Genomic DNA, 19497 nt, shown 5'->3' with positions numbered 1-19497 from the left:
GCCTCGCAATATATTGCAACGTTGCGCATCGGGGTGCAACCTCACGCGACCTACCGTCGGAGCACAGCCGCGAACCGAAGCGCGGCTCCGTCGAAGGAGACCCCCATGAGCATCGTCGAAGAAGACGTATCCCTCGCCTACGCCGCTCCCGGGCAGCCGGGTGCCGTCGCGAACTATCGCCCGCAGTACGGCCACTACATCGGCGGCGAGTTCGTCGCCCCCGTGAAGGGCCAATACTTCGAGAACATCAGCCCCGTCAACGGCAAGCCCTTCACCGAGGTCGGCCGGGGCACCGCAGACGACATCGACCGGGCCGTCGACGTCGCCTGGAAGGCCTTCGCGAGCTGGGGCAAGACGAGCCCGGCCGAGCGATCGGTGATCCTCAACCGCATCGCCGATCGGATCGAGCAGCATCTCGAAGAGATCGCGGTCGCCGAGACCTGGGAGAACGGCAAGCCGGTTCGCGAGACCCTCGCCGCGGACATCCCGCTCGCCGTCGACCACTTCCGCTACTTCGCCGGGGTGCTCCGTGCACAGGAGGGCGGCATCAGCCAGCTGGACGAGAACACCGTGGCGTACCACTTCCACGAGCCGCTCGGGGTGGTCGGTCAGATCATCCCGTGGAACTTCCCGATCCTGATGGCGGTGTGGAAGCTGGCGCCGGCGCTCGCCGCAGGCAACTGCGTCGTGATCAAGCCAGCCGAGCAGACACCGGCGTCCCTGCTCTTCCTGTTCGACATCATCGGCGACCTGCTGCCCGCCGGCGTCGTGAACATCGTCAACGGGTTCGGCATCGAGGCGGGCGCTCCGCTCGCGCAGCACAAGCGCATCCGCAAGGTGGCCTTCACAGGAGAGACCACGACCGGCCGTCTCATCATGCAGTACGCCTCGCAGAACCTGATCCCGGTGACGCTGGAGCTCGGAGGCAAGAGCCCGAACGTGTTCTTCGAGGATGTCGCCCGCTCGACCAGCGACCCGTTCTACGACAAGGCGCTCGAGGGCTTCACGATGTTCGCTCTGAACCAGGGCGAGGTCTGCACCTGCCCCTCGCGCGCACTGATCCAGCGGTCGATCTACGACGGCTTCCTCGCCGACGGGCTGGAGCGAGTCGGCAAGGTCGTGCAGGGAAACCCGCTCGACCCGGCGACCATGATCGGCGCGCAGGCGTCGAACGACCAGCTGGAGAAGATCCTCAGCTACATCGACATCGGCAAGCAGGGCGGGGCGCGGCTGCTTGCTGGCGGCGATCGGGTCGACCTCGGCGGCGATCTGAGCGAGGGCTTCTACGTCGCTCCGACCGTGTTCGAGGGCACGAACGACATGCGCATCTTCCAGGAGGAGATCTTCGGCCCCGTGCTGTCGGTCACCTCGTTCGACGGTTTCGACGACGCGATCTCGATCGCCAACGACACCCTCTACGGGCTCGGCGCGGGAGTCTGGAGTCGCAGCGGCGACACCGCCTACCGCGCAGGGCGGGCGATCGAGGCCGGACGCGTGTGGACCAACACGTATCACCAGTACCCCGCGCACGCCGCGTTCGGCGGATACAAGCAGTCGGGCGTGGGTCGCGAGAACCACAAGATGATGCTCGACCACTACCAGCAGACGAAGAACCTCCTCGTCTCCTACGCGGAAGGGCCGATGGGCTTCTTCTGAGCTCTAATCCGGGCGGGCGCTCCGGCGTCCGCCCGGACCCATCCGTGAAGGGCGGAAACCATGGTCAGCATCGGCACCTATCAGAGAGTCGACGTGACAGACGCCGCGGCATCCCTCGTCCGCGACCTGACCGCGCAGCACGGGCCGCTCATGTTCCATCAGTCCGGCGGATGCTGCGACGGGTCATCACCTATGTGTTATCCGGTCGGGATGTTCATCACGGGCCCGGGCGACGTGCTGCTGGGGTCTCTCGACGTCGAGCTCGACGCCCCTGTCGAGGTCTACATGTCGGAGTCGCAGTTCGAGTACTGGAAGTACACGCACCTGACCATCGACATCGTGCCCGGTCGCGGTGCCGGCTTCTCGGTCGAGGGCCCGACGGGGATGCGGTTCCTGATCCGCTCCCGGATGCTTAACGACGCGGAGCTGGCGTACTTCGGCTTGGCGGCGTCGGGGACCTGAGGGGCGGAGGGGCTTCAGCTTGAGGCCACGTGTTCCGGAATGCAAGCTGGCCGAGCCGACGAGGGGCGCTCGAGCTGCGTAGACTGTAGAAGCAGGCCCGCCCCACTCTCGTGGATAAGCGGGTCTTGCTGCTTGTCAGGCCAGTTCGATCGGATCCCCGAGCGGATTCAAGTCCCTGAGGTAGTCGTCGTACCAGGTCCACGCAAACTCGTTGCCCGCGTGCGGGTTCAGATGGGTAAACCCCGACCAGGCCACGATGTCCGCGATCTGAGTCCATTGAGACCGCCGCGAGCTGTGGAACATCGGATCCTCGATGATCCGACGTGTGGAAAGGCTCAACGCCCGGTGCGCGTTGTAGTAGATGGGATCCGAGCCGTCCCCATCCATTCCGACTATCCCGTACTCGCGGGACCTGTGTAGTTGGGAATCCCCAAGAGCGACGAGAGACGAGTAGACCGCTTCACGGTCGCGGTTGATGTTCTTGTTCCGCAGAGAGGACCTTCTGAAGCACACTCCGATCTCGATGTGCGGACACTCCCGTACGGCTTCGAGACAGCGCACCGCCACTTCGCGTCCGAGAGGCTTCCAGAGAGTCTCCCCTTGCCTGACGAAACGAGAGGGCGGCGCCGTAGAGACGTGGCCGCGTCCGTTGACGAGCGCAGTCAGGTGCAATTCCTCTGCAGTCGGGATTCCGTAGTCTGCGACAAGTCGCTTCCGAAACGTGAGCCAATGAGTGAGCACTGCATCCCAGTGCTCGACTGCGAGCTCGACCCAGCCATAGACGATCCATCCCTCCTCGAGGTTTCCGGAGTCGTCCGCGTAGAACATGTGAGAGATCGGCCCGGCCACTTCGACACCGTATTCCCGGCACGCACGGCGATGAATCGTCGAGCGAGAGACAGTGGATGAAACACCGGAATACGATTCCAGATACGGGTAGGCCGAACCCGCGGCCCCACCCTGCGTTCGCCCGAGGAACTCAGCGCGGCAGCCGCGGAACCGCGTCGACGAGCGCCCGCGTGTAAGGGTCCTGGGGATCGTGGAGCACATCCGCCGTCGCACCCTGCTCGACGACGCGACCGTTCTGCAGCACGACCGTGCGGTCGCACGCCGCGGCGATCGCGGTGAGGTCGTGCGACACCATCACGAGCGATAGGCCGTTCTCGCGGCGCAGCCGGTCGAGCAGTTCGAGCACCTGCACCCGGGTCGTGACGTCGAGCGCACTCACCGGCTCGTCGGCCAGCAGCACCCGCGGGCGCGACACCACGGCCCGCGCGATCGCGATGCGCTGACGCTGACCGCCGGAGAACTCATGCGGGTACCGGCGCGCGGTGTCGGCGGGAAGCCCGACCGAATCGAGCGCCTCGGCGATGCGGCGCTGGGCGTCGGCACCCGATGCCAGGCCCAATGACCGGAGCGGCTCGCCGATGATCCGGTCGATGCGCTGGCGGGGGTCGAGCGACGAGTACGGATCCTGGAAGACGGGCTGCACACTCGCGCGGAACCGCCGCATCTGCGCGCGGTCACGCAGCGACAGGGGAGCGCCGTCGAACAGCACCTGGCCATCGCGCGGAGCGGCGAGGCCAAGCATCAGTCGCAGGATCGTGGACTTGCCCGCACCCGACTCGCCCACGAGACCGAGCGAGTCGCCGTCGGAGAGGCTCACCGAGATGTCGTCCAGCACCCGGCGGGAGCCGTACGCGAATCCGGCGCCTTGCAGTTCGAGGATCGTCATCGCGTGCCCTCCCCGGCGTCGAGGTACGCGTCGAGGGCGCGGGCGCTGTCGACCAGCATCCGTGTGTACGGCTCGGCCGGCTCCTGCAGCACCTGGGCCACCGGACCCGCCTCGACGACACTTCCGTCGCGCAGCACCACGATGCGATCGACCATGCGCGAGACCACGGCCAGGTCGTGGCTGATGAACAGGAGTGCCATGCCCCGTTCGGCGATCAGCCGCTCGAGGAGCGTGAGCACGCCGTCCTGCACCGTGACGTCGAGCGCCGTCGTCGGCTCGTCGGCGATGAGCAGCTGCGGTTTGGCGGCGAGGGCGATGGCGATCGCCACGCGCTGACGCTGACCACCCGACAGCTCGTGCGGGTAGGCGCGCGCGAACCGCGGTTCCGACAGTGCGACCTCGTCGAGGGCCGCCGCGACAGCCGCATGCAGCTCGGCGCCACGCAGCCCGAGATGGCGGCGCAGCGGTTCGGCGACCTGCCGGCCGACCCGCATCAGCGGATCGAGAGCGGTGAGCGGCTCCTGGAAAACGATCTGCGCCACCGGTCCGCGCAATGGCCGGAGATCGGCATCCCGAGCGTCGACGACCTGATGCCCGTCGAGCAGCACGGAACCCGATGCGACGAGGGCATCCGGCAGCAGCCCGGTGACTGCCAGCGAGGTCAGAGACTTGCCCGAACCGGACTCGCCGATCAGCCCCAGGCGCTCGCCGGCGCCGAGCGAGAACGACACGTCGCGCACGAGCACCCCGGACGAGGAGCGGACTGTGAGGCCGGTGACATCGAGAAGGCTCATCGGCTCCTCCTGCGGGTCGGATCGGCGAGGTCGCGCAGACCGTCGGCGAGGAAGTTCACACCGAGCACGAGCGCGATGATCGCGACACCGGGAGCGATCGCACCGACCGGAGCCGTGAGCACGGTGCCCTGCGCCTCCTGCAGCATCCGCCCCCACGAGGCGTTGGGCGGCGGCGCGCCGAGGCCCAGATACGACAGGCTCGCCTCCGCGAGCACGGCAGCGCCGAACTGCAGTGCGAGGCTCACGGCGAGCGTCGGCGCGATGTTCGGCAGCACGTGCTGGAACACGATGCCCAGCACGCTCGTGCCGCTCGTGCGGGCCGCCGTGACGAACTGCTCCTGCAGCACGCGACGCGCGAGGATACGGGTGAGACGCGCGACCACCGCCGACATCGCGAGCCCGATCGCGAGCACCGCCGACCACAGGGAGGCACCCTGGACGGCGACCACCAGCATCGCGAGGAGCAGCACGGGGAAGGCGATCACCACGTCGAGTCCGGCCGAGAGTGTGTCATCGACCCACGGCCGGGCGAAGGCGGCGAGGAGGCCGATGATCGTGCCGAGGACAGCCGCGATCGCGACCGAGCAGGTTCCGACGATGAGGGCGATCCGGGCGCCCCACATCAACTGCGAGAGCAGGTCGCGTCCGAGCCGATCCGTTCCGAGCAGGTGCAGCCCGCTCGGTCCTTCGAGACGGCCGCCGCTGGTGTCGGCGAGCGGATACGGAAGCCAGAACAGGGAGACCAGCGCCATCAGCACGATGAGACCCGTGAGCACGATCCCGATGACGAGGGTCGCCTTCGGACGCCGGCGCACGGGCACGGATCCGGTGATCAGCTGTTCGGCGACGCGGCTCATCGGTTCCCCGAGACGCTCGAGCGCAGGCGCGGGTCGATCAAACGCTGCACGATGTCGGCGGCGAATCCGACGAGCAGCACGAAGAGGGTGCTGACGACGAGGACGCCCTGGATGACCTGGAAGTCGTGCTGCTCGATGGCCGACAGCAGCAGGCTGCCGAGCCCGGGGAGGGTGAACACGCTCTCGACGACGACCGCACCCAGCAGCGTCGTCGACAGCTCGATGCCGAGGATCGCGACGACCGGCACCGCGCCGTTGCGCACACCGTGCCGCAGCAGCGCCTCACCCATTCCGGAGCCTCCGGCGCGAGCGGTGCGCAGGTAGTCGCTGCCGAGTACATCGAGAGTGGCCGAGCGCACATATCTGCTGAGGGATGCGCTCATGACGATCACGATCGTGGTGATCGGCAGGGCGAGCGATCGCAGCGCGTCGGCGGGGTCCTCCCAGTCGTCACGCGGGAAGCCGCCGGAGGGCAGGACGCCGAGTCCGAGCGCGAACACCCAGACGAGCACGACGCCGACCCAGAACACCGGGACGGCAACACCGAGCTGCGCGAACCCCGAGAGCACGATGCCGTACCAGCGGTCGGACTTCACGGCCGCGGTGATGCCGATCACGAGGGAGACCAGCAGGGCGATCGTGAAGGCGATGAGCGTGAGCGGAATGGTCACGGCGAGGCGGTCGGCGATGTCGGGTCCGACGGGACGCGAGCTCAGGAACGACTCACCGAGGTCGAAGCGGAGCAGCTGCCCCGCCCACGTCGTGAACTGCTGCAGCAGGGGCTGGTCGGAGCCGACCTGCTCGCGGGCCGCGGCGATCTGCTCGGGGGTCGCGTTCACCGAGAGCAGCGCGTTGGCCGGGTCGCCGGGGAGCAGACGCAGCAGCACGAAGATCGCGACCATGGCGACGACGAGCGACACCACGAGGAACGCGAGGCGGCGCAGCAGGTAGGCGAGCATGTGTTCTCAGGATGACGAGGGGATGCCGACGCGCGGCATCCCCTCGCACGTCAGGACTTGACGATGTCGTAGGCGAAGAACTGCGAGTTCAGGCCGTTGACCGGGTACCCGCTGAGGTCACTCGAGGCGACCACGATCTGCGGGTACAGGTACAACCATACGCTCGCGGCATCCGCGGCGATCTTCTCGTTGACCTGCTTCAGCAGGGCCGTCTGCTCGTCGGTCGTGGTGGCCTGTTCGGCGTCGGCGACCCACTGCTGCACCTCGGTATCGTTGTAACCCCAGTAGAAGTCGGGGTTGCCGTACCAGACCACGTCGCGGTCGTTCACGTGCTCCTGGAGGGTGGCTTCGAAGTCCTGCTCCTTGAAGACCTTCGTGTACCACTCGTCGGCGCTGATCGTGTTGATCTCGACCGTGATGCCGACCTCGGCGAGCTGCGACTGCAGGAACTCCGCGACGGCGGGGTGCGGGTCGTAGCTCGGGGTGTCGAGCGTGAACGTGAAGCCGTCGGCGTAGCCGGCCTGGGCGAGCAGGTCCTTCGAGAGCTCCACGTCGTACGGGTTCACCGAGGTGAGGTCTTCGTACCAGGGGTCCGTCGGCGGAACCATCGAGCCGATCAGCGTGCCGTAGTCGCCCCAGATCGAATCGAGCAGCTTCTTCGTGTCGATCGCGGAGTAGATCGCCTTGCGCACGAGGGCGTCGTCGAAGGGGGCGACGCGGTCGTTGAACGCGAGCAGCTCCTTCGTGGTCGAGGTGCCCTCGCTGATCACGTACTCGTCGTTGTCGAACTGCGCGAGCGAGTCGGGGCTCTGCACGCTGGTGATCACGTCGATCTCACCCGTGAGCAGCGCGTTGTTCTCGGCCGTCGCGTCGGTGAAGTACGTGTAGACGACCTCGCCGTTCTTGGCGGGCTCGCCCCAATAGTCGTCCCAGCGCTCGAGGGTGAGGGTCGAGCCCTTCTTCCACTCGTCGAGCGTGTACGGGCCGGTGCCGTCTTCGGTGCTGGTGATGTCGCCGGCCTCGTCGTTCACGATCCAGACGTAGCTGAGGTTGTAGAGGAACGAGATCGACCGCTGCGACAGCGTGAACACGACGGTCGTGTCGTCGGGGGTGGCGATGTCGGCGATCACGCCGAAGCTCGACTTGCGCGCGGAGACCGAATCCTCGGCCGTGACGGCCTCGACGCTCGACTTCACGTCGGCGGAGGTGAGCGGGTCGCCCGAGTGGAAGGTCACGTCGTCACGCAGCGTGATCGTGTAGGTCAGACCGTCGTCGGACACCTGGGCGTCTTCGGCGAGCAGGGGCTCGACCTCACCGTCGTCCGTCAGCCGGTACAGGCCCTCGTAGACGTTGCCGGTGAGTGCCTCGGTCACGCCCTGGCCGCCACCCTGGGTGTTGCTCAGGTTGGTGGGCTCGTACAGCGAGCCGATGAAGATGGTGGCGTCTTCGCTCGAGGCGTCGTCGGTCGTGCCCGACGCGCAGCCGGCCACGAGGGCGAGCGTGGCGACGGCGCCGAGCGCGCCGAGGATGCGAGTTCTTCTCATGACTACTCCAGGGTGAGAGTGTGCGGCTCAGGCCGCATAGATGTCGAAGCCGTCGCGGAAGACGACGTTCTTCTCGCCTGCGCGGATAGGCAGGGGGAAGCGGTTGGATGCCGGCGGCAGCGGGCAGTTGTATTGGGCGCTGAAGCCGCAGGGCGGCACGAACGCACGGTTGAAGTCGAGGGTCACGGAGCCCTCGTCGTCGCGCAGCTGCACGAACAGGAAGCGACCGGATCCGTAGGTCTCCGAGCCGTTGGTCTCGTCGCCGAAGACGAGCAGCAGCGTGCCGCCATCGTCGAACGCGGCGAGGTCGTACTCGCGGCCGTTCAGCTCGAGGCGGATGTCGCCGGGGACGACGAGCTCGCGGGTACCGCCGTTGTCGCGGATGTGCTCGAATGAGACCCGGCGGTTACCGGAGACGGGGGTGAAGTGGCCCTCGAGCACCCACGCCGGGTCGTACTCGTACGTGTCGATGCGGTCGAACGCGCGGATGGCGGGGGCGTCGGCATCCCAGACGCGCAGGCCGTGTTCCGCCTGGCCGGTCTCGATGTCCGTGCGCTGGAGCGGCGTCACGGTCTCGGTGGGGGACGCGGCGCGCTGCGCCGCATCCAGGTCGGGGAGCTCGCCGGTCCAGCGCGTCTCGACCAGGGCGAGGTTGCCGGTGGCAGACGTGACGGAGGCGCGGCGCTCGGCCTGCCACTGGGTGTGCTCTTCGCGTTCAGACATCACTCTCAATTCTCCGGCATGCAGAACGGGGTGGGGCCGGACCCGTCACTCGGGGTAACGCGCACGGGTGCTCGGCTGCGGGCGATATCCATGTACGGGTATCTGCATGTACGGGTGTCTGCCGGACACGAGAGTCTCGTACCCTGGCGGGGAACCCTGAGGAGCCCCATGGACGACCAGCGCCGCACGCGGACCCTGCCGGGCGACCACGTCCTGTGGATCCACGCCGTCGTCTCGGCGGTGACGGCGTTGTTCGTCTTCATGAGGATCGTCGAGGCGGCGGGATGCACGGCCCGCTGCGACTTCTCGGCAATCGACGCGGCCAGGCACGCATTCTGGTGGACGGATCTCGCGGTCTTCATCGTCGCCCTCGGGTCGTACGGCTACTTCCGATCTCGAATCCGAAGATCCTGGATCATCCCGACGAGTGGCATCGTGCTCACGCTGATCGCGTTCCTCGTCGCCAACATCGCCCTGAGCAGCGCCTTGGGTCAGTTGTAGGGACGATCGGCGAGGGCAGGAATCTCCGGTGGTGGTTCGGTCCCTAGTCAGCGAGAGACGGCCTCGTCGCGGTGATCTCGGCCTCCACCGCCGCGCGCAGCCAGGCGGCGTAGCGGTCGGTCGTCCACCCGGACTGCGCGACGAGCTGCTGGTAGCTCTCGGGGGAGAGCAGGAACGACAGGGCGTCGGCTGTCGTCGCCTCATCGATGCCGGGGGCGGCGATGCCGCGCCGTCGCAGCTCCGAGACCAACATGCGGTAGTCCGCGCCGCGACGCTCCAGGATGCGGTGCAGGGCGGCGTCGACGACCGGGTCGGAGAGCGCGGCGCCGAGCAGCACCGTCCACAGCCCGTGACCTCGCGCGTTCGCAGTGGTGATCTGGGTCAGCACGACGTCGAGGAAGACCTCGTCGGGAAGTTCGAGGAGACCCGCGGCGACCTCGGTGTCGGCGAGGGAATCCGCGCCCTCCGATCCCGAGAACGTGGTCTCGAATGCGGCGATCAGCAGCTCGGCCTTCGCGGCCGTGGTCTTCACGGTCTCGGCGGACACCCCCGCCTCGCGGGCGATCGCGGCGATCGTGGTCGCCTGATACCCCTGCGTCGCGAACAGGCGGGCGGATGCGGCGACGATGCGCGAGCGGGTCTCCTGCGCCTGGCGGGCGCGCAGTTCCGATCGATAGGCGCGGGGAGCGGCCTCAACCATTGACTTTCCTAACGGGGTGATGAATACTACGACGGTACATCCGATCTTAGGGAAAGAATCCGCCATGTCCCGCTACCTCATCACCTGCACACCCGCGCACGGCCATGTCGTGCCCTTGCTGCAGATCGCCCGCCACCTCCTCTCCCGCGGCCACGACGTGAGCTTCCTCACGAGCAGTCGCTATGCCGAACGCGTGCAGGCCGCCGGTGCGCGCTTCCTCCCGCTGCCCGTCGACGCCGATGTCGACCTCGACGACGCCGACGGCGCGTTCCCCGAGCGTCGGGGGCTCACCGGTCCCGCAGCCCTGCGGTTCGACATGAGCAACCTCTTCGTCCGCCCCGGCGCCGCGCAGCTCGCCGCGGTCCGCGCCGAACTCGAAGCGCGCCCCGTCGACGCCGTTCTCACCGAGCCGCTCTTCGTCGGCGGGGCGCTCCTGCAGCTGCTGCCCGCGCACGAGAGGCCGCCCGTCGTCGTGCTCGGCATCTTCCCGCTCGGGGCGCGCAGCGCCGACACGGCGCCGTTCGGGCTCGGGGTCACCCCGATGCCCGGCCCTCTCGGCCGCCTGCGCAACGCGGCCCTGCGCACGGTCGCCGAGCGCGCGATCTTCGGTGGAGTGCAGAAGGAGGCCGATGCGATGGCGCGGCGTGAGGTCGGCCGCGACCTCGGCGGCTTCGTGCTCGACTGGGCGGGCCGCGCCGACGCCTACGTGCAGTTCACCGTGCCCGAGTTCGAGTACCCGCGCCCCGACCTTCCCGCCACCGTCCACTTCGCGGGCCCGCTGCCTCCGTCGCCGTCGGACCCCGTGCTGCCGGAGTGGTGGTCCGACCTCGACGGCACACGGACGATCGTGCACGTCACGCAGGGGACCATCGCCAACTCCGACTTCGGACAGCTCGTGCAGCCGACCATCGCCGCGCTCGCCGCATCCGATGCCCTGGTCGTGGTGTCGACGGGTGGACGCCCGGTCGATGCGCTGGCCGGAAAGCTGCCCGACAACGTGCGCGTCGCCGAGTACCTTCCGTACGACCGTCTGCTGCCGCTGGTCGATGTGCTGGTCACGAACGGTGGATACGGCGGGGTCCAGCAGGCGCTCGCGCACGGGGTTCCGCTCGTGGTCGCCGGGCAGACCGAGGACAAGGTCGAGGTCTGTGCGCGAGTGGGCTGGTCGGGTGCCGGGGTGAATCTGCGCACCAGCACCGCGACGCCGGCGCAGGTCGCGCGCGCCGTGGAGCGCGTGCGGTCGGACTCCTCCTATCGCGCGAACGCCGAGCGGATCGGTGCGGCCATGCGCGATGCCGATGCGTGGCGAGAGCTGGACCGATCCCTCGACGAGCTCGCGGTGCGCTGGGGTTCTGTCCGGAGCTGACCCCGTCGGCAGAAAGCGCATTCCGGCGCATGGATGCAACGCGTTGCAACCCCATCCGGTATACCATTCGGGTATACGCCCAGCAGTGTCAGTCCCCAGCTGACCATGGGCGGGGCGGCTCAGCCGCCATGCGGAGGGAGAGTCGATCTTCTTTCGATCCCGAGGGGGGATGGGGTGGGAGTTCGGTCCCCAGCCGACACCCACCCCCACACTCGGACTCCGCCTCAGTTCATGCGACTCAGGAACCAGAACGCGGCGAACGCGATCACGATGATCAGCGGTAGCCACGTGCCGCCGCGCTTCAGTCGGCGTCCCTGCGGGGCGACTCCCGGCGGCGGCGTGAGCGGGCCCGCCGGCGCAGCGAACGGCAGCGCCTGGCCCGGAACCGCAGCGGATGCCGGGGCACCAGGGTTCTCGGCGACCAGGCGCTCGTCGCGCCACCGTGCCCACTGATCGAACTTCGTCAGCAGCGCGCCGACCGTGCCGAACAGCCAGGCCCAGGTGGCGGGATCGAGCGTCGACACCTTGCGCTGCGTGTACAGGAACAGCCAGTCGTCGACGATCTCGACGTCGAGCTGCGCGGCGTTGTCGATGAACCGCGCCATGATGTCGGGCGTGAACAGGTAGAGCGCGTCGCGTTCGTAGCCGGCAGGGCAGTACAGGGTGAAGTGCTGGTCGAAGTCTCCCTCGAGCGACAGCCGCTGCTCCTTGTGGAACGAAGCGGGCAGGTTCGTGCCGAAGCCGTTGTTGCCCTTCGCGTCGAGCACGATGTTCGGCAGCGGCACGTCGAGCTTCACGGCCACGTAGCCCCAGCGGTAGGTGGTCGAGTTCTTCCCCGACTGCACCGTGTACTGGTAGTTGCCGAACTCCACGAAGCGCGGCCTGGTGCCCCGGAGCAGGTCGGTCGACTGCCGCGAGCGGCCGAGGCTGAAGATCATGCCGGGCAGGGGAGGGTCGGCCACCTTCGGCTCGTACGACATGCCGTTCGCCTGCGCGAACCGATGCAGCCGGTACCGCGTGGCCTGCGCGTTGCGCACGCCCATCCAGATCATGACGCCCGCGGCCGCCAGCAGCAGGACGATCAGCACCAGCGGGATCGCCATCGCCGACGGGCTTCCGCCGAGCGACGCGATGCTCACGATCACGCTGACCATGACCGGGATCAGTACGACCGCGGCGATCGCCACGGCGACGATGCCGATGACGGTGGATGCCGACGTCCGCGACGACGGACGCGAACGCAGCTCCGCGGCGAAGGCCCGCACGGCGGCCGCATCGACCGGGTCGGTGAGCGGTCGCGCGTCGAAGGTCGCCTGCGGCGAGGTCATCGGTTCACCGTGTCGGCGTCCCAGGTGAGGTCGGCGCCCTCCGGGATCGCGAAGGCCTCGAGCCGCTCATCGGCACAGAGCGCGTCGATCAGCGCGGGGGAGCCGGCCACGATCGTCGAGTCGAAGTCGACCTCGCTCACCATCACCCAGGCGTGATCCTCGGGCCACAGCAGGCTCGGGCTCTGGGGCGGCCGGGGGAACCCGCGCTCTTCCGCGATGCGATCGCGCCACGGAACCTGCCGGGCCCACTCCGGGTCGGCGAAGGCGCGCGGCGGCGCCGAGAACAGCACGTGATCGCGCATCGGGAGCCGGAGGCGCGGCCCCTCGGAGATCTCGCGCGAGAGGATGCCCTCCTGCCAGGTGGGCTTGCGGAAGACGTTGTTGAACGGATCGTGCGTGCTGCGATCGAGCATCGCCTGATGGTTCGGGTCGTCCGTGAAGGCCAGGGAACCGCCGGACGGGGTGATGCCGTAGAAGCCGAACAGATCGCCGCGGCCCTCCCAGAGCGCGGCGTAGCCGGCATCCGGAGTCTGCGTGTGGTCCACGAGGTGCGTCGCGATGGCCGCCAGGTGCTCCGGGGCGAGCTCGCCCTCCAGCGGGGCCGAGAACTCGCGACCGTCCGGAGCGATCCGAGTCCGCCAGTCCCCATCCGTCGGGGTCCGCACGATCCGGTGCCACTGCGCCAGCGGGTGCAGGGTCGTGTCGAAGGTGGCGGCCGTCTGCGCCCAGGTGGCCGGCTCGTCCACGAACTGTCCGATGAGCGCCTGCTGCTCGGCTTCGGGCAGCCGGTCCCACTCGTCCGAGGTCGGCACCGCACGGTCCGGGAGCGAGCGGACGATCGCCGGATGCAGGATCCGCGCATAGGCGGCGAAACCGCGCGGGACCACCGAGTGCATCGTCTCGAGGTCCGTGTCGAGTCGCTCGCGCACCCAGGCTCCCGCCGAGGGATCAGACATCCACTCCATGCGACCACGCTACCCGGCCGTAAGGTGAGACCCGTGTCCCCGACAGCCGCGCCTTCGTCCCGTGCGTTCGCCCCGGAGTATCCGATCCGCACCGAACGCCTGATCCTGCGTCCGATCACCCCCGATGACGCCGCCGCCATGCACACCTACAAGTCCGACCCGGATTCCGTGCGCTACGTGCCCTACGGACCGCTGGAATTCGCCGACATCGAGCGGCGCATCGCCACGATCTGGTCGAACACGCGCTTCGACAACGAGGGCGACGCCGTGAGTCTCGCCGTCGAGGAGCGTGAGACCGGCGAACTCGTGGGTGACGTGGTGCTGTTCTGGCGCAGTGAGAAGGACCGTGCAGGCGAGGTCGGCTACATCTTCGACCCTCGCGTCGCCGGCCGCGGCTACGCGACCGAGGCCGTCGCCGCACTGCTCGCGCTCGGTTTCGACGGACTCGGCCTGCACCGCGTCGCGGCACGGATCGACGACCGCAACGCGGCATCCGCGCGGGTCGTCGAACGGCTCGGCTTCCGGCGCGAAGCGCGGTTCGTGGAGAGTGAGTGGTTCAAGGACGAGTGGGCGACCCTGCTCGTCTACGCGCTCCTCGACGACGAATGGCGCGGTCGTGACGGCGGGAAATGACGAGACGGCGTGCGATCGGTGATCGCACGCCGTCTCGGGCCGCCTTCGGCTACTGCTTGAGCATGGCGACCGCGAGCTTGTGCTCGTCGTCGATCAGGTGGGAGTGGTCGTCATCCCCGAGGTCGATGCGCACCCACTCGATCGTGCCCGTGAATCCGTTTCCGGTCGCGCCGTAGTCGGGCGACACCGGAGAGGCCAGGTCGCTGCCGACGTCGACCGTCTCGTCGAACGTGAACTGGAACGGGATCGTCTTCTCGACGCGACCCTCACCGATCTTCTCGTCGCCGGCGTAGAGGGTGACGGTACCGCCCTTGGCGAGCCCGCCGCCGTCGTACGCGAAGTGGGCGCGCACCTCTTGTTCGCCGGTCGGGACCGGGGAGTCGGAGCGCACGATGTCGACATCGATACCGAGCAGGTTGTACGCGAAGGCGAGATCGCCGTCCTTCGCATAGAACGACCAGCCGCCGTAGGCGCCGCCCTGGGCGATGAGCACGCCGTCGGCACCCGCATCCGGCACCGAGACCTGCGCGGTGACGGTCCACGACTTGTTCTTGATGTTGATCGTCGAGTTCTCGCTCATGCGCTTCATGCCCGGGTAGAACTTCTGCGAGTCGCCGGTGATGAGCTGCGGGCGCCCGGCGATGTCGGGATTCATCCGCTCGGCGGACCGGATGTCGAGCGGGAGCACGTTGAAGCGGGCCGCCTGGATGAGGAAGAGACGCTGCAGGTGCGCCAGGCGCTCAGGCTCGGCTGCCGCGAGATCGTTCGACTGGGTCCAGTCCTCCTCGACGTTGTAGAGCTCCCACACGTCGTCGTCGAGGCCGTGCGTGGAACCCGTCCAGGGATCCTTGTGCTTCGCCACGGCCGTCCACCCCTTGTGGTAGATCGCGCGGTTGCCGAGCATCTCGAAGTACTGCGTCTCGTGCTGCTCGGCGGCGTCGGCATCCGCGAAGGTGTAGTTCATCGGCGTGCCCTCGTAGGGACGCTGGGTCACTCCGTTGACGGTGGTCGGCTCCGGGATGCCGGCCGCGGCGAGCACGGTCGGGGCGACGTCGATCACGTGACTGAACTGGTTGCGGATGCCGCCCTTCTCCACTCCGCCGTTCGGCCAGCTGACGATCGTGCCGTTGCGGGTGCCGCCCCAGTGGCTGGCGACCTGCTTGGTCCACTGGTACGGGGTGTCCATGGCGTGCGCCCAGCCGACCGCGTAGTGGTTGTACGAGCTCGGCGTGCCGATGTCGTCGATGTGGTCGGCGACGTACTGCTCGGTCTCGATCTCGTTCATGTGGTTGATTGTGAAGCTCTCGTTGGTCGTGCCGTGCATCGACCCCTCGGCGCTCGCGCCGTTGTCGCCGATGATCACGTAGACCAGGGTGTCGTCGAGGATGCCGAGCTCTTCGTATGCGTCGAGCAGACGGCCGACGTGATGGTCGGCATAGTCGAGGAATCCGGCGTACACCTCCATCTGCCGGGCCAGGGCGGGTTTGATCAGATCGCTCATCTCGTCCCAGGCGGGGATGCCGGGGCTGCGCTCGGTGAGCACGGCGTCGGGCGGGATGACGCCGAGCTCGAGCTGACGGGCGAAGGTCTCCTTGCGGATCTCGTCCCAGCCCTGATCGAACTGGCCCTTGTACTTGTCGGCCCATTCGGCGGGCACGTGGTGCGGAGCGTGCGTGGCGCCGGGAGCGAAGTAGGTGAAGAACGGCACCTCGGGGGCGAGCGACTTCTGCTCCCGCACCCAAGCGATCGCCTTGTCGGTCATGTCGCCCATGAAGTGGTAGCCGTCCTCCGGCGTCCCCCAGGGTTCGATGGGGGTCGTGTTCTCGTAGATGGCCGGATACCACTGGTTCGTCTCGCCGCCGAGGAAACCGTAGAAGTACTCGAAGCCGTTGCCGGGCGTCGGCCAGCCGTCGAACGGTCCGATCGCGCTCGCCTGCCAGACCGGCACCTCGTGGCACTTGCCGAACTGCGAGGTGTTGTATCCGTTGAGCTTGAGCGTCTCCGCCAGCGGCGCGCAGCTGTTCGGTCGCAGCGAGTTGTAGCCCGGCGCCGAGGTCGCGATCTCGGTGATGCCGCCCATCCCGACCGTGTGGTGGTTGCGGCCGCTGAGCAGGGCCGCCCGAGTCGGCGAGCACAGGGCCGTCGTGTGGAAGCGCGTGTACTTCAGTCCCGCGGCCGCGACGCGCTCGAAGTTCGGCGTGTGTACGGGGCCACCGAACGCGCTCGATGCCCCGAAGCCGGTGTCGTCGATGAGGACGACCAGCACGTTCGGCGCCCCCTCGGGCGGTCGCACCGGGGTGATCGGAGGGAACGCGGTGTCCGGATCAGTCGCGTCGTAGGTGACCGCGCCGGTGTACGCCAGGTCGGGGATCGGAAGGCTGGAACGCTGCAGGTCGGACATGACACTCCTACGACTCTCGGCGACGGGGCACACGTCGCCTCTTGCCGCACAGCCTAAGGACGGAGGCGAGGAGCCCGGCGGCCGGATCACCCGACGCGGGTGATGGTGGCCGACGCATCCCGCATAATCGAGGGTGTGACTGCGACAGCAACCCTCCCCTCCCTCGACGGCCGCCGCTTCCGGATGGTCTCGTCCACGACTTCTGCGGTCGACCCCGAATCCCCGAGCATCTTCGAGTACTTCGAGCGCGACGGCGCGATCTGGGGCGGATACGAGGGCGACACGGTCACGTTCGGCAAGTTCGTCGGCACGCGCACCGCTGACACGATCTGGGTGTCTTTCGTGCACGTGCTCAAGGCCGACGGCACCGTCGTGACGGGGGACGGCGAGAGCGAGCTCGAGCTCACCGACGACGGCGGCATCCGCCTGGTCGAGCATTACGAGATGCACGGACTCCCGCAGCTCAGCGTGTGCGAGGAAATCGCGGCCTGACGCCGCGCCCCGCGTGCGCCGAGCACGCGGACCCGTGCGCTGAGGGGTCTCAACGCGGGGGCAGCGCGTCCCGGCCCGCCGTGGCCGGCGTCCAGCGCGTCATCCCGAGCGGGATCTCGGTGCTGCGCTCGGGCAGATCGGCCGGCAGCAGGTAGGGCCGGCGGATCACTTCGTCGAGCACGACGACGCTGACCACGGTGCGCACCTCCGGGAGCTGCGCGATGACCCCCGTGGAGAACTCGTGTACGCCGCTCACGTCGACGGCGCGGATCAGTAGCATCGCGTCGTGCTCGCCGGTGGTGATGGCGCACCACTCGACATCGGGCATCTCGAGCACACGCTCGCGGAACGACGCCCAGGCCTGCGGCATCACCGTGACGAACACGAGTGCGCCGATCGAGAGTCCGGCCTTGGCCTGATCGACCCGGGCGCTGAAGCCCGTGATGACGCCGTCGTGCACCAGCGACTCGACCCGTGTGTACGCACTCGCGCGGGAGATGCCGACCTTGTCGGCGAGAGCGGCGATCGAGACGCGACCGTTATCACGCAGCACATCGAGGATTCTGTATGCCGTCTCGTCCAATGGGGCGGCACTTCGTCCAGAATGCTTCGACTGATCCGCATCCTTGCTGGACATATTGCTCCTCACGACCGACGTTCTGGACAGAGCGTGCGGGGACCACGCCCACTCGCTGGACACATCGTCGCATATGATGCGAATCTGAACCCCGGTCGTCCACATCGGTGGCGACTCACCCGAATGTACTCCTCGCCCCTGGAGGTCCTCATGTCGTCACGCCGTATCACGCCGGTCATCGCGCTCGGAGCGGTCGCGATCTTCGCGCTCGCCGGATGCTCGGGAGGGAACTCGGCCGGCAACGGCAACTCCTCCGGCTCCGACTCGCTCGTCATCGACACCGCGTTCTCGATCGAGACGGCCGACCCGGGGCACACCTACGACCCGACCGGCAACATGATCGCGAAGGCGCTGTACGAGACCCTCGTCGACTTCGAGGGCTCCGACGTCTCGACCCCGGTGCCCGGCCTCGCCTCGTGGGAGCAGAACGACGAAGCGACCGAGTTCACGTTCACGCTCGAGGGTGACCGCGTCTTCTCCGACGGCTCGCCGATCGAGGCGAAGGACGTCGTCTTCTCGCTGCAGCGCATCCAGGGCATGGCCGACGCGAAGCCGAACTTCCTGCTCGGCGGCCTCACCATCACCGAGGTCGACGACAAGACGATCCAGATCACGTCCGAGACCCCGCTGCTCCAGCTGCCCGCGATCCTCGCGAACCCGGCGCTCGGCATCGTCAACTCCGACGTGGTGATCGAGAACGGCGGCACGACCGACGGCACCGACTCGGCGCAGAAGTTCCTCGACGGCGAGTCCGCGGGTTCCGGTCCCTTCGTCCTCGACACCCTCGACCTCAGCTCGCAGGTCGTGCTGACGAAGAGCGACGAGTACAACGGCGACGAGGAGGCGGCGTTCACGCGCGTCGTCGTCCGCAACGTCTCCGAGAGCGCCACGCAGCTCGCGAACCTCAAGGGTGGCGACTCGATGGTCGCGATGGACCTCAACGGCGACCAGGTCGCCGGCCTCGGCGACGGTGTCACGGTCGACTCGGTTCCCTCCGGGCAGACCATCTTCCTGCTGCTGAACCAGTCCGAGGCCGTGGCCGGTGAACTGGCGAACGTGAAGATGTCCGAGGCGATCCGCTACGCGCTCGACTACGACGCGCTGCTGGAGCTGGCCGGTGCCGGCTCCGTGCAGGCGACCGGCGTCATCCCGCCCGGATTCGAAGGCGCCCTGGAGTCCGGCGTGGATCAGGACCTGGACAAGGCCGAGGCGGCACTCGCCGAGGCCGGTTACACGGGTCAGACCCTTCAGCTGAAGTTCCCGAACGACTACCCGGTCGGCGGCGTGGAGTTCACCCCGCTCGCCGAGCGCATCCAGGCGCAGCTCGAGGATGCCGGCATCACGGTGGAGCTGGCCCCCGCGCCCTTCGCGACCGAGCTCGACTCCTACGTCAACGGCACCGAGGGCTTCGGCCTGTGGTTCTGGGGTCCGGACTACGCGGACTCCGCGAACTTCCTGCCCTTCGCGCCCGGACTGAAGGTCGGACTCCGTGCCGGTTGGGCTGCTGAGGCCAACCCCGAGATCGCCGGAATCGCCGCCGGTGCTGCCGCGGCGACCGACCCCGAGCAGCGCACGGCCGCGTTCACCGAGTTCGCCGAGGCGATGCAGGCCGAGGGCCCGTTCGTCCCGCTGATCGTCCCGGGTCGCAACATCTCGTCGGCCGACAGCGTGAGCGGTGCGGTGTACAACTCCGTCTGGGAGATGGACATCGCCGAGATCACGCCCGCCGGCTGAACGGAAATCC

Annotated in this window: 19 protein-coding genes; 7 read left to right on the top strand and 12 right to left on the bottom strand. The window is 68.2% G+C overall.

Features of this window, described 5'->3' with window-relative positions; all coding sequences use genetic code 11:
• Positions 1-105 precede the first annotated feature (105 nt).
• Both exaC and GZ67_RS0118740 read left to right on the top strand, forming a co-directional pair.
• On the top strand, positions 106-1656 hold the full coding sequence (gene exaC, locus GZ67_RS0118745) for an acetaldehyde dehydrogenase ExaC (RefSeq protein WP_029264241.1): 1551 nt from the start codon (positions 106-108) through the stop codon (positions 1654-1656).
• Between the two features lie 60 nt (positions 1657-1716).
• A complete protein-coding gene (locus tag GZ67_RS0118740) occupies positions 1717-2118 on the top strand; it encodes a DUF779 domain-containing protein (protein WP_029264242.1) in 402 nt (133 codons plus the stop codon).
• A 135-nt stretch (positions 2119-2253) separates the two neighbouring features.
• Here the strand turns inward: GZ67_RS0118740 and GZ67_RS0118735 are convergent, their stop codons facing one another.
• From GZ67_RS0118735 to GZ67_RS0118705, 7 genes are all read right to left on the bottom strand, one after another.
• Positions 2254-2967 carry a DUF3800 domain-containing protein gene (locus GZ67_RS0118735; protein ID WP_051669370.1) on the bottom strand — a complete coding sequence of 238 codons (714 nt, stop codon included), beginning with the start codon at positions 2965-2967 and terminating at the stop codon, positions 2254-2256.
• 130 nt (positions 2968-3097) lie between these two features.
• A complete protein-coding gene (locus GZ67_RS0118730; protein WP_029264244.1) occupies positions 3098-3853 on the bottom strand; it encodes an ABC transporter ATP-binding protein in 756 nt (251 codons plus the stop codon).
• Positions 3850-4647 carry an ABC transporter ATP-binding protein gene (locus GZ67_RS0118725; protein ID WP_029264245.1) on the bottom strand — a complete coding sequence of 266 codons (798 nt, stop codon included), beginning with the start codon at positions 4645-4647 and terminating at the stop codon, positions 3850-3852. Before GZ67_RS0118725 ends, GZ67_RS0118730 begins: the two co-directional genes overlap by 4 nt.
• Complete coding sequence (locus tag GZ67_RS0118720; RefSeq protein WP_036304405.1) at positions 4644-5504, bottom strand: ABC transporter permease; 861 nt, start codon at positions 5502-5504, stop codon at positions 4644-4646. Before GZ67_RS0118720 ends, GZ67_RS0118725 begins: the two co-directional genes overlap by 4 nt.
• Positions 5501-6463, bottom strand: a complete 963-nt coding sequence (locus GZ67_RS0118715; protein ID WP_029264247.1) for an ABC transporter permease — start codon at positions 6461-6463, stop codon at positions 5501-5503. The genes GZ67_RS0118720 and GZ67_RS0118715 overlap by 4 nt, the downstream gene beginning before the upstream one ends.
• Before the next feature lie 50 nt (positions 6464-6513).
• Positions 6514-8007: an ABC transporter substrate-binding protein gene (locus GZ67_RS0118710; protein WP_029264248.1), complete on the bottom strand. Its 1494-nt coding sequence runs from the start codon at positions 8005-8007 to the stop codon at positions 6514-6516.
• Positions 8008-8034: 27 nt separating this feature from the next.
• On the bottom strand, positions 8035-8730 hold the full coding sequence (locus tag GZ67_RS0118705; RefSeq protein WP_051662641.1) for a DUF1684 domain-containing protein: 696 nt from the start codon (positions 8728-8730) through the stop codon (positions 8035-8037).
• A gap of 168 nt (positions 8731-8898) precedes the next feature.
• On the opposite strand from GZ67_RS0118705, the gene GZ67_RS0118700 reads away from it, so the two are divergent.
• Positions 8899-9231, top strand: a complete 333-nt coding sequence (locus GZ67_RS0118700) for a hypothetical protein (RefSeq protein WP_029264250.1) — start codon at positions 8899-8901, stop codon at positions 9229-9231.
• Positions 9232-9274: 43 nt separating this feature from the next.
• Here the strand turns inward: GZ67_RS0118700 and GZ67_RS0118695 are convergent, their stop codons facing one another.
• Entirely contained in the window at positions 9275-9931 is a 657-nt protein-coding gene (locus tag GZ67_RS0118695) for a TetR/AcrR family transcriptional regulator (protein ID WP_029264251.1), read from the bottom strand.
• A 64-nt stretch (positions 9932-9995) separates the two neighbouring features.
• Here GZ67_RS0118695 and GZ67_RS0118690 point away from each other — a divergent pair, with 64 nt between their 5' ends.
• On the top strand, positions 9996-11297 hold the full coding sequence (locus GZ67_RS0118690; protein WP_029264252.1) for a glycosyltransferase: 1302 nt from the start codon (positions 9996-9998) through the stop codon (positions 11295-11297).
• Positions 11298-11521: 224 nt separating this feature from the next.
• On the opposite strand, the gene GZ67_RS0118685 is transcribed toward GZ67_RS0118690, so the two are convergent.
• Both GZ67_RS0118685 and GZ67_RS0118680 read right to left on the bottom strand, forming a co-directional pair.
• The gene (locus GZ67_RS0118685) at positions 11522-12625 is read right to left on the bottom strand and encodes a hypothetical protein (protein WP_029264253.1); all 1104 of its coding nucleotides are present in this window, start codon (positions 12623-12625) and stop codon (positions 11522-11524) included.
• Positions 12622-13590 (bottom strand): hypothetical protein, encoded by a 969-nt coding sequence (locus GZ67_RS0118680; protein WP_029264254.1) that lies wholly within the window; start codon positions 13588-13590, stop codon positions 12622-12624. The genes GZ67_RS0118685 and GZ67_RS0118680 overlap by 4 nt, the downstream gene beginning before the upstream one ends.
• 33 nt (positions 13591-13623) lie before the next feature.
• Between GZ67_RS0118680 and GZ67_RS0118675 the strand changes: the two genes are divergently transcribed.
• Positions 13624-14223 (top strand): GNAT family N-acetyltransferase, encoded by a 600-nt coding sequence (locus tag GZ67_RS0118675; RefSeq protein WP_051662640.1) that lies wholly within the window; start codon positions 13624-13626, stop codon positions 14221-14223.
• A gap of 49 nt (positions 14224-14272) precedes the next feature.
• On the opposite strand, the gene GZ67_RS0118670 is transcribed toward GZ67_RS0118675, so the two are convergent.
• Complete coding sequence (locus GZ67_RS0118670) at positions 14273-16624, bottom strand: arylsulfatase (RefSeq protein WP_029264256.1); 2352 nt, start codon at positions 16622-16624, stop codon at positions 14273-14275.
• 135 nt (positions 16625-16759) lie between these two features.
• Between GZ67_RS0118670 and GZ67_RS0118665 the strand changes: the two genes are divergently transcribed.
• Positions 16760-17116 carry a hypothetical protein gene (locus GZ67_RS0118665; RefSeq protein WP_231481877.1) on the top strand — a complete coding sequence of 119 codons (357 nt, stop codon included), beginning with the start codon at positions 16760-16762 and terminating at the stop codon, positions 17114-17116.
• A gap of 49 nt (positions 17117-17165) precedes the next feature.
• Here the strand turns inward: GZ67_RS0118665 and GZ67_RS0118660 are convergent, their stop codons facing one another.
• Complete coding sequence (locus GZ67_RS0118660; RefSeq protein ID WP_237682566.1) at positions 17166-17753, bottom strand: Lrp/AsnC family transcriptional regulator; 588 nt, start codon at positions 17751-17753, stop codon at positions 17166-17168.
• A gap of 150 nt (positions 17754-17903) precedes the next feature.
• Here GZ67_RS0118660 and GZ67_RS0118655 point away from each other — a divergent pair, with 150 nt between their 5' ends.
• Positions 17904-19487, top strand: a complete 1584-nt coding sequence (locus tag GZ67_RS0118655) for an ABC transporter substrate-binding protein (protein ID WP_029264259.1) — start codon at positions 17904-17906, stop codon at positions 19485-19487.
• The last annotated feature ends 10 nt before the right edge of the window (positions 19488-19497 follow it).

This window comes from Microbacterium sp. Cr-K20 (genome assembly GCF_000708325.1).
Lineage (GTDB): Bacteria > Actinomycetota > Actinomycetes > Actinomycetales > Microbacteriaceae > Microbacterium.
This window is presented reverse-complemented; position numbering and strand designations above follow the sequence as displayed.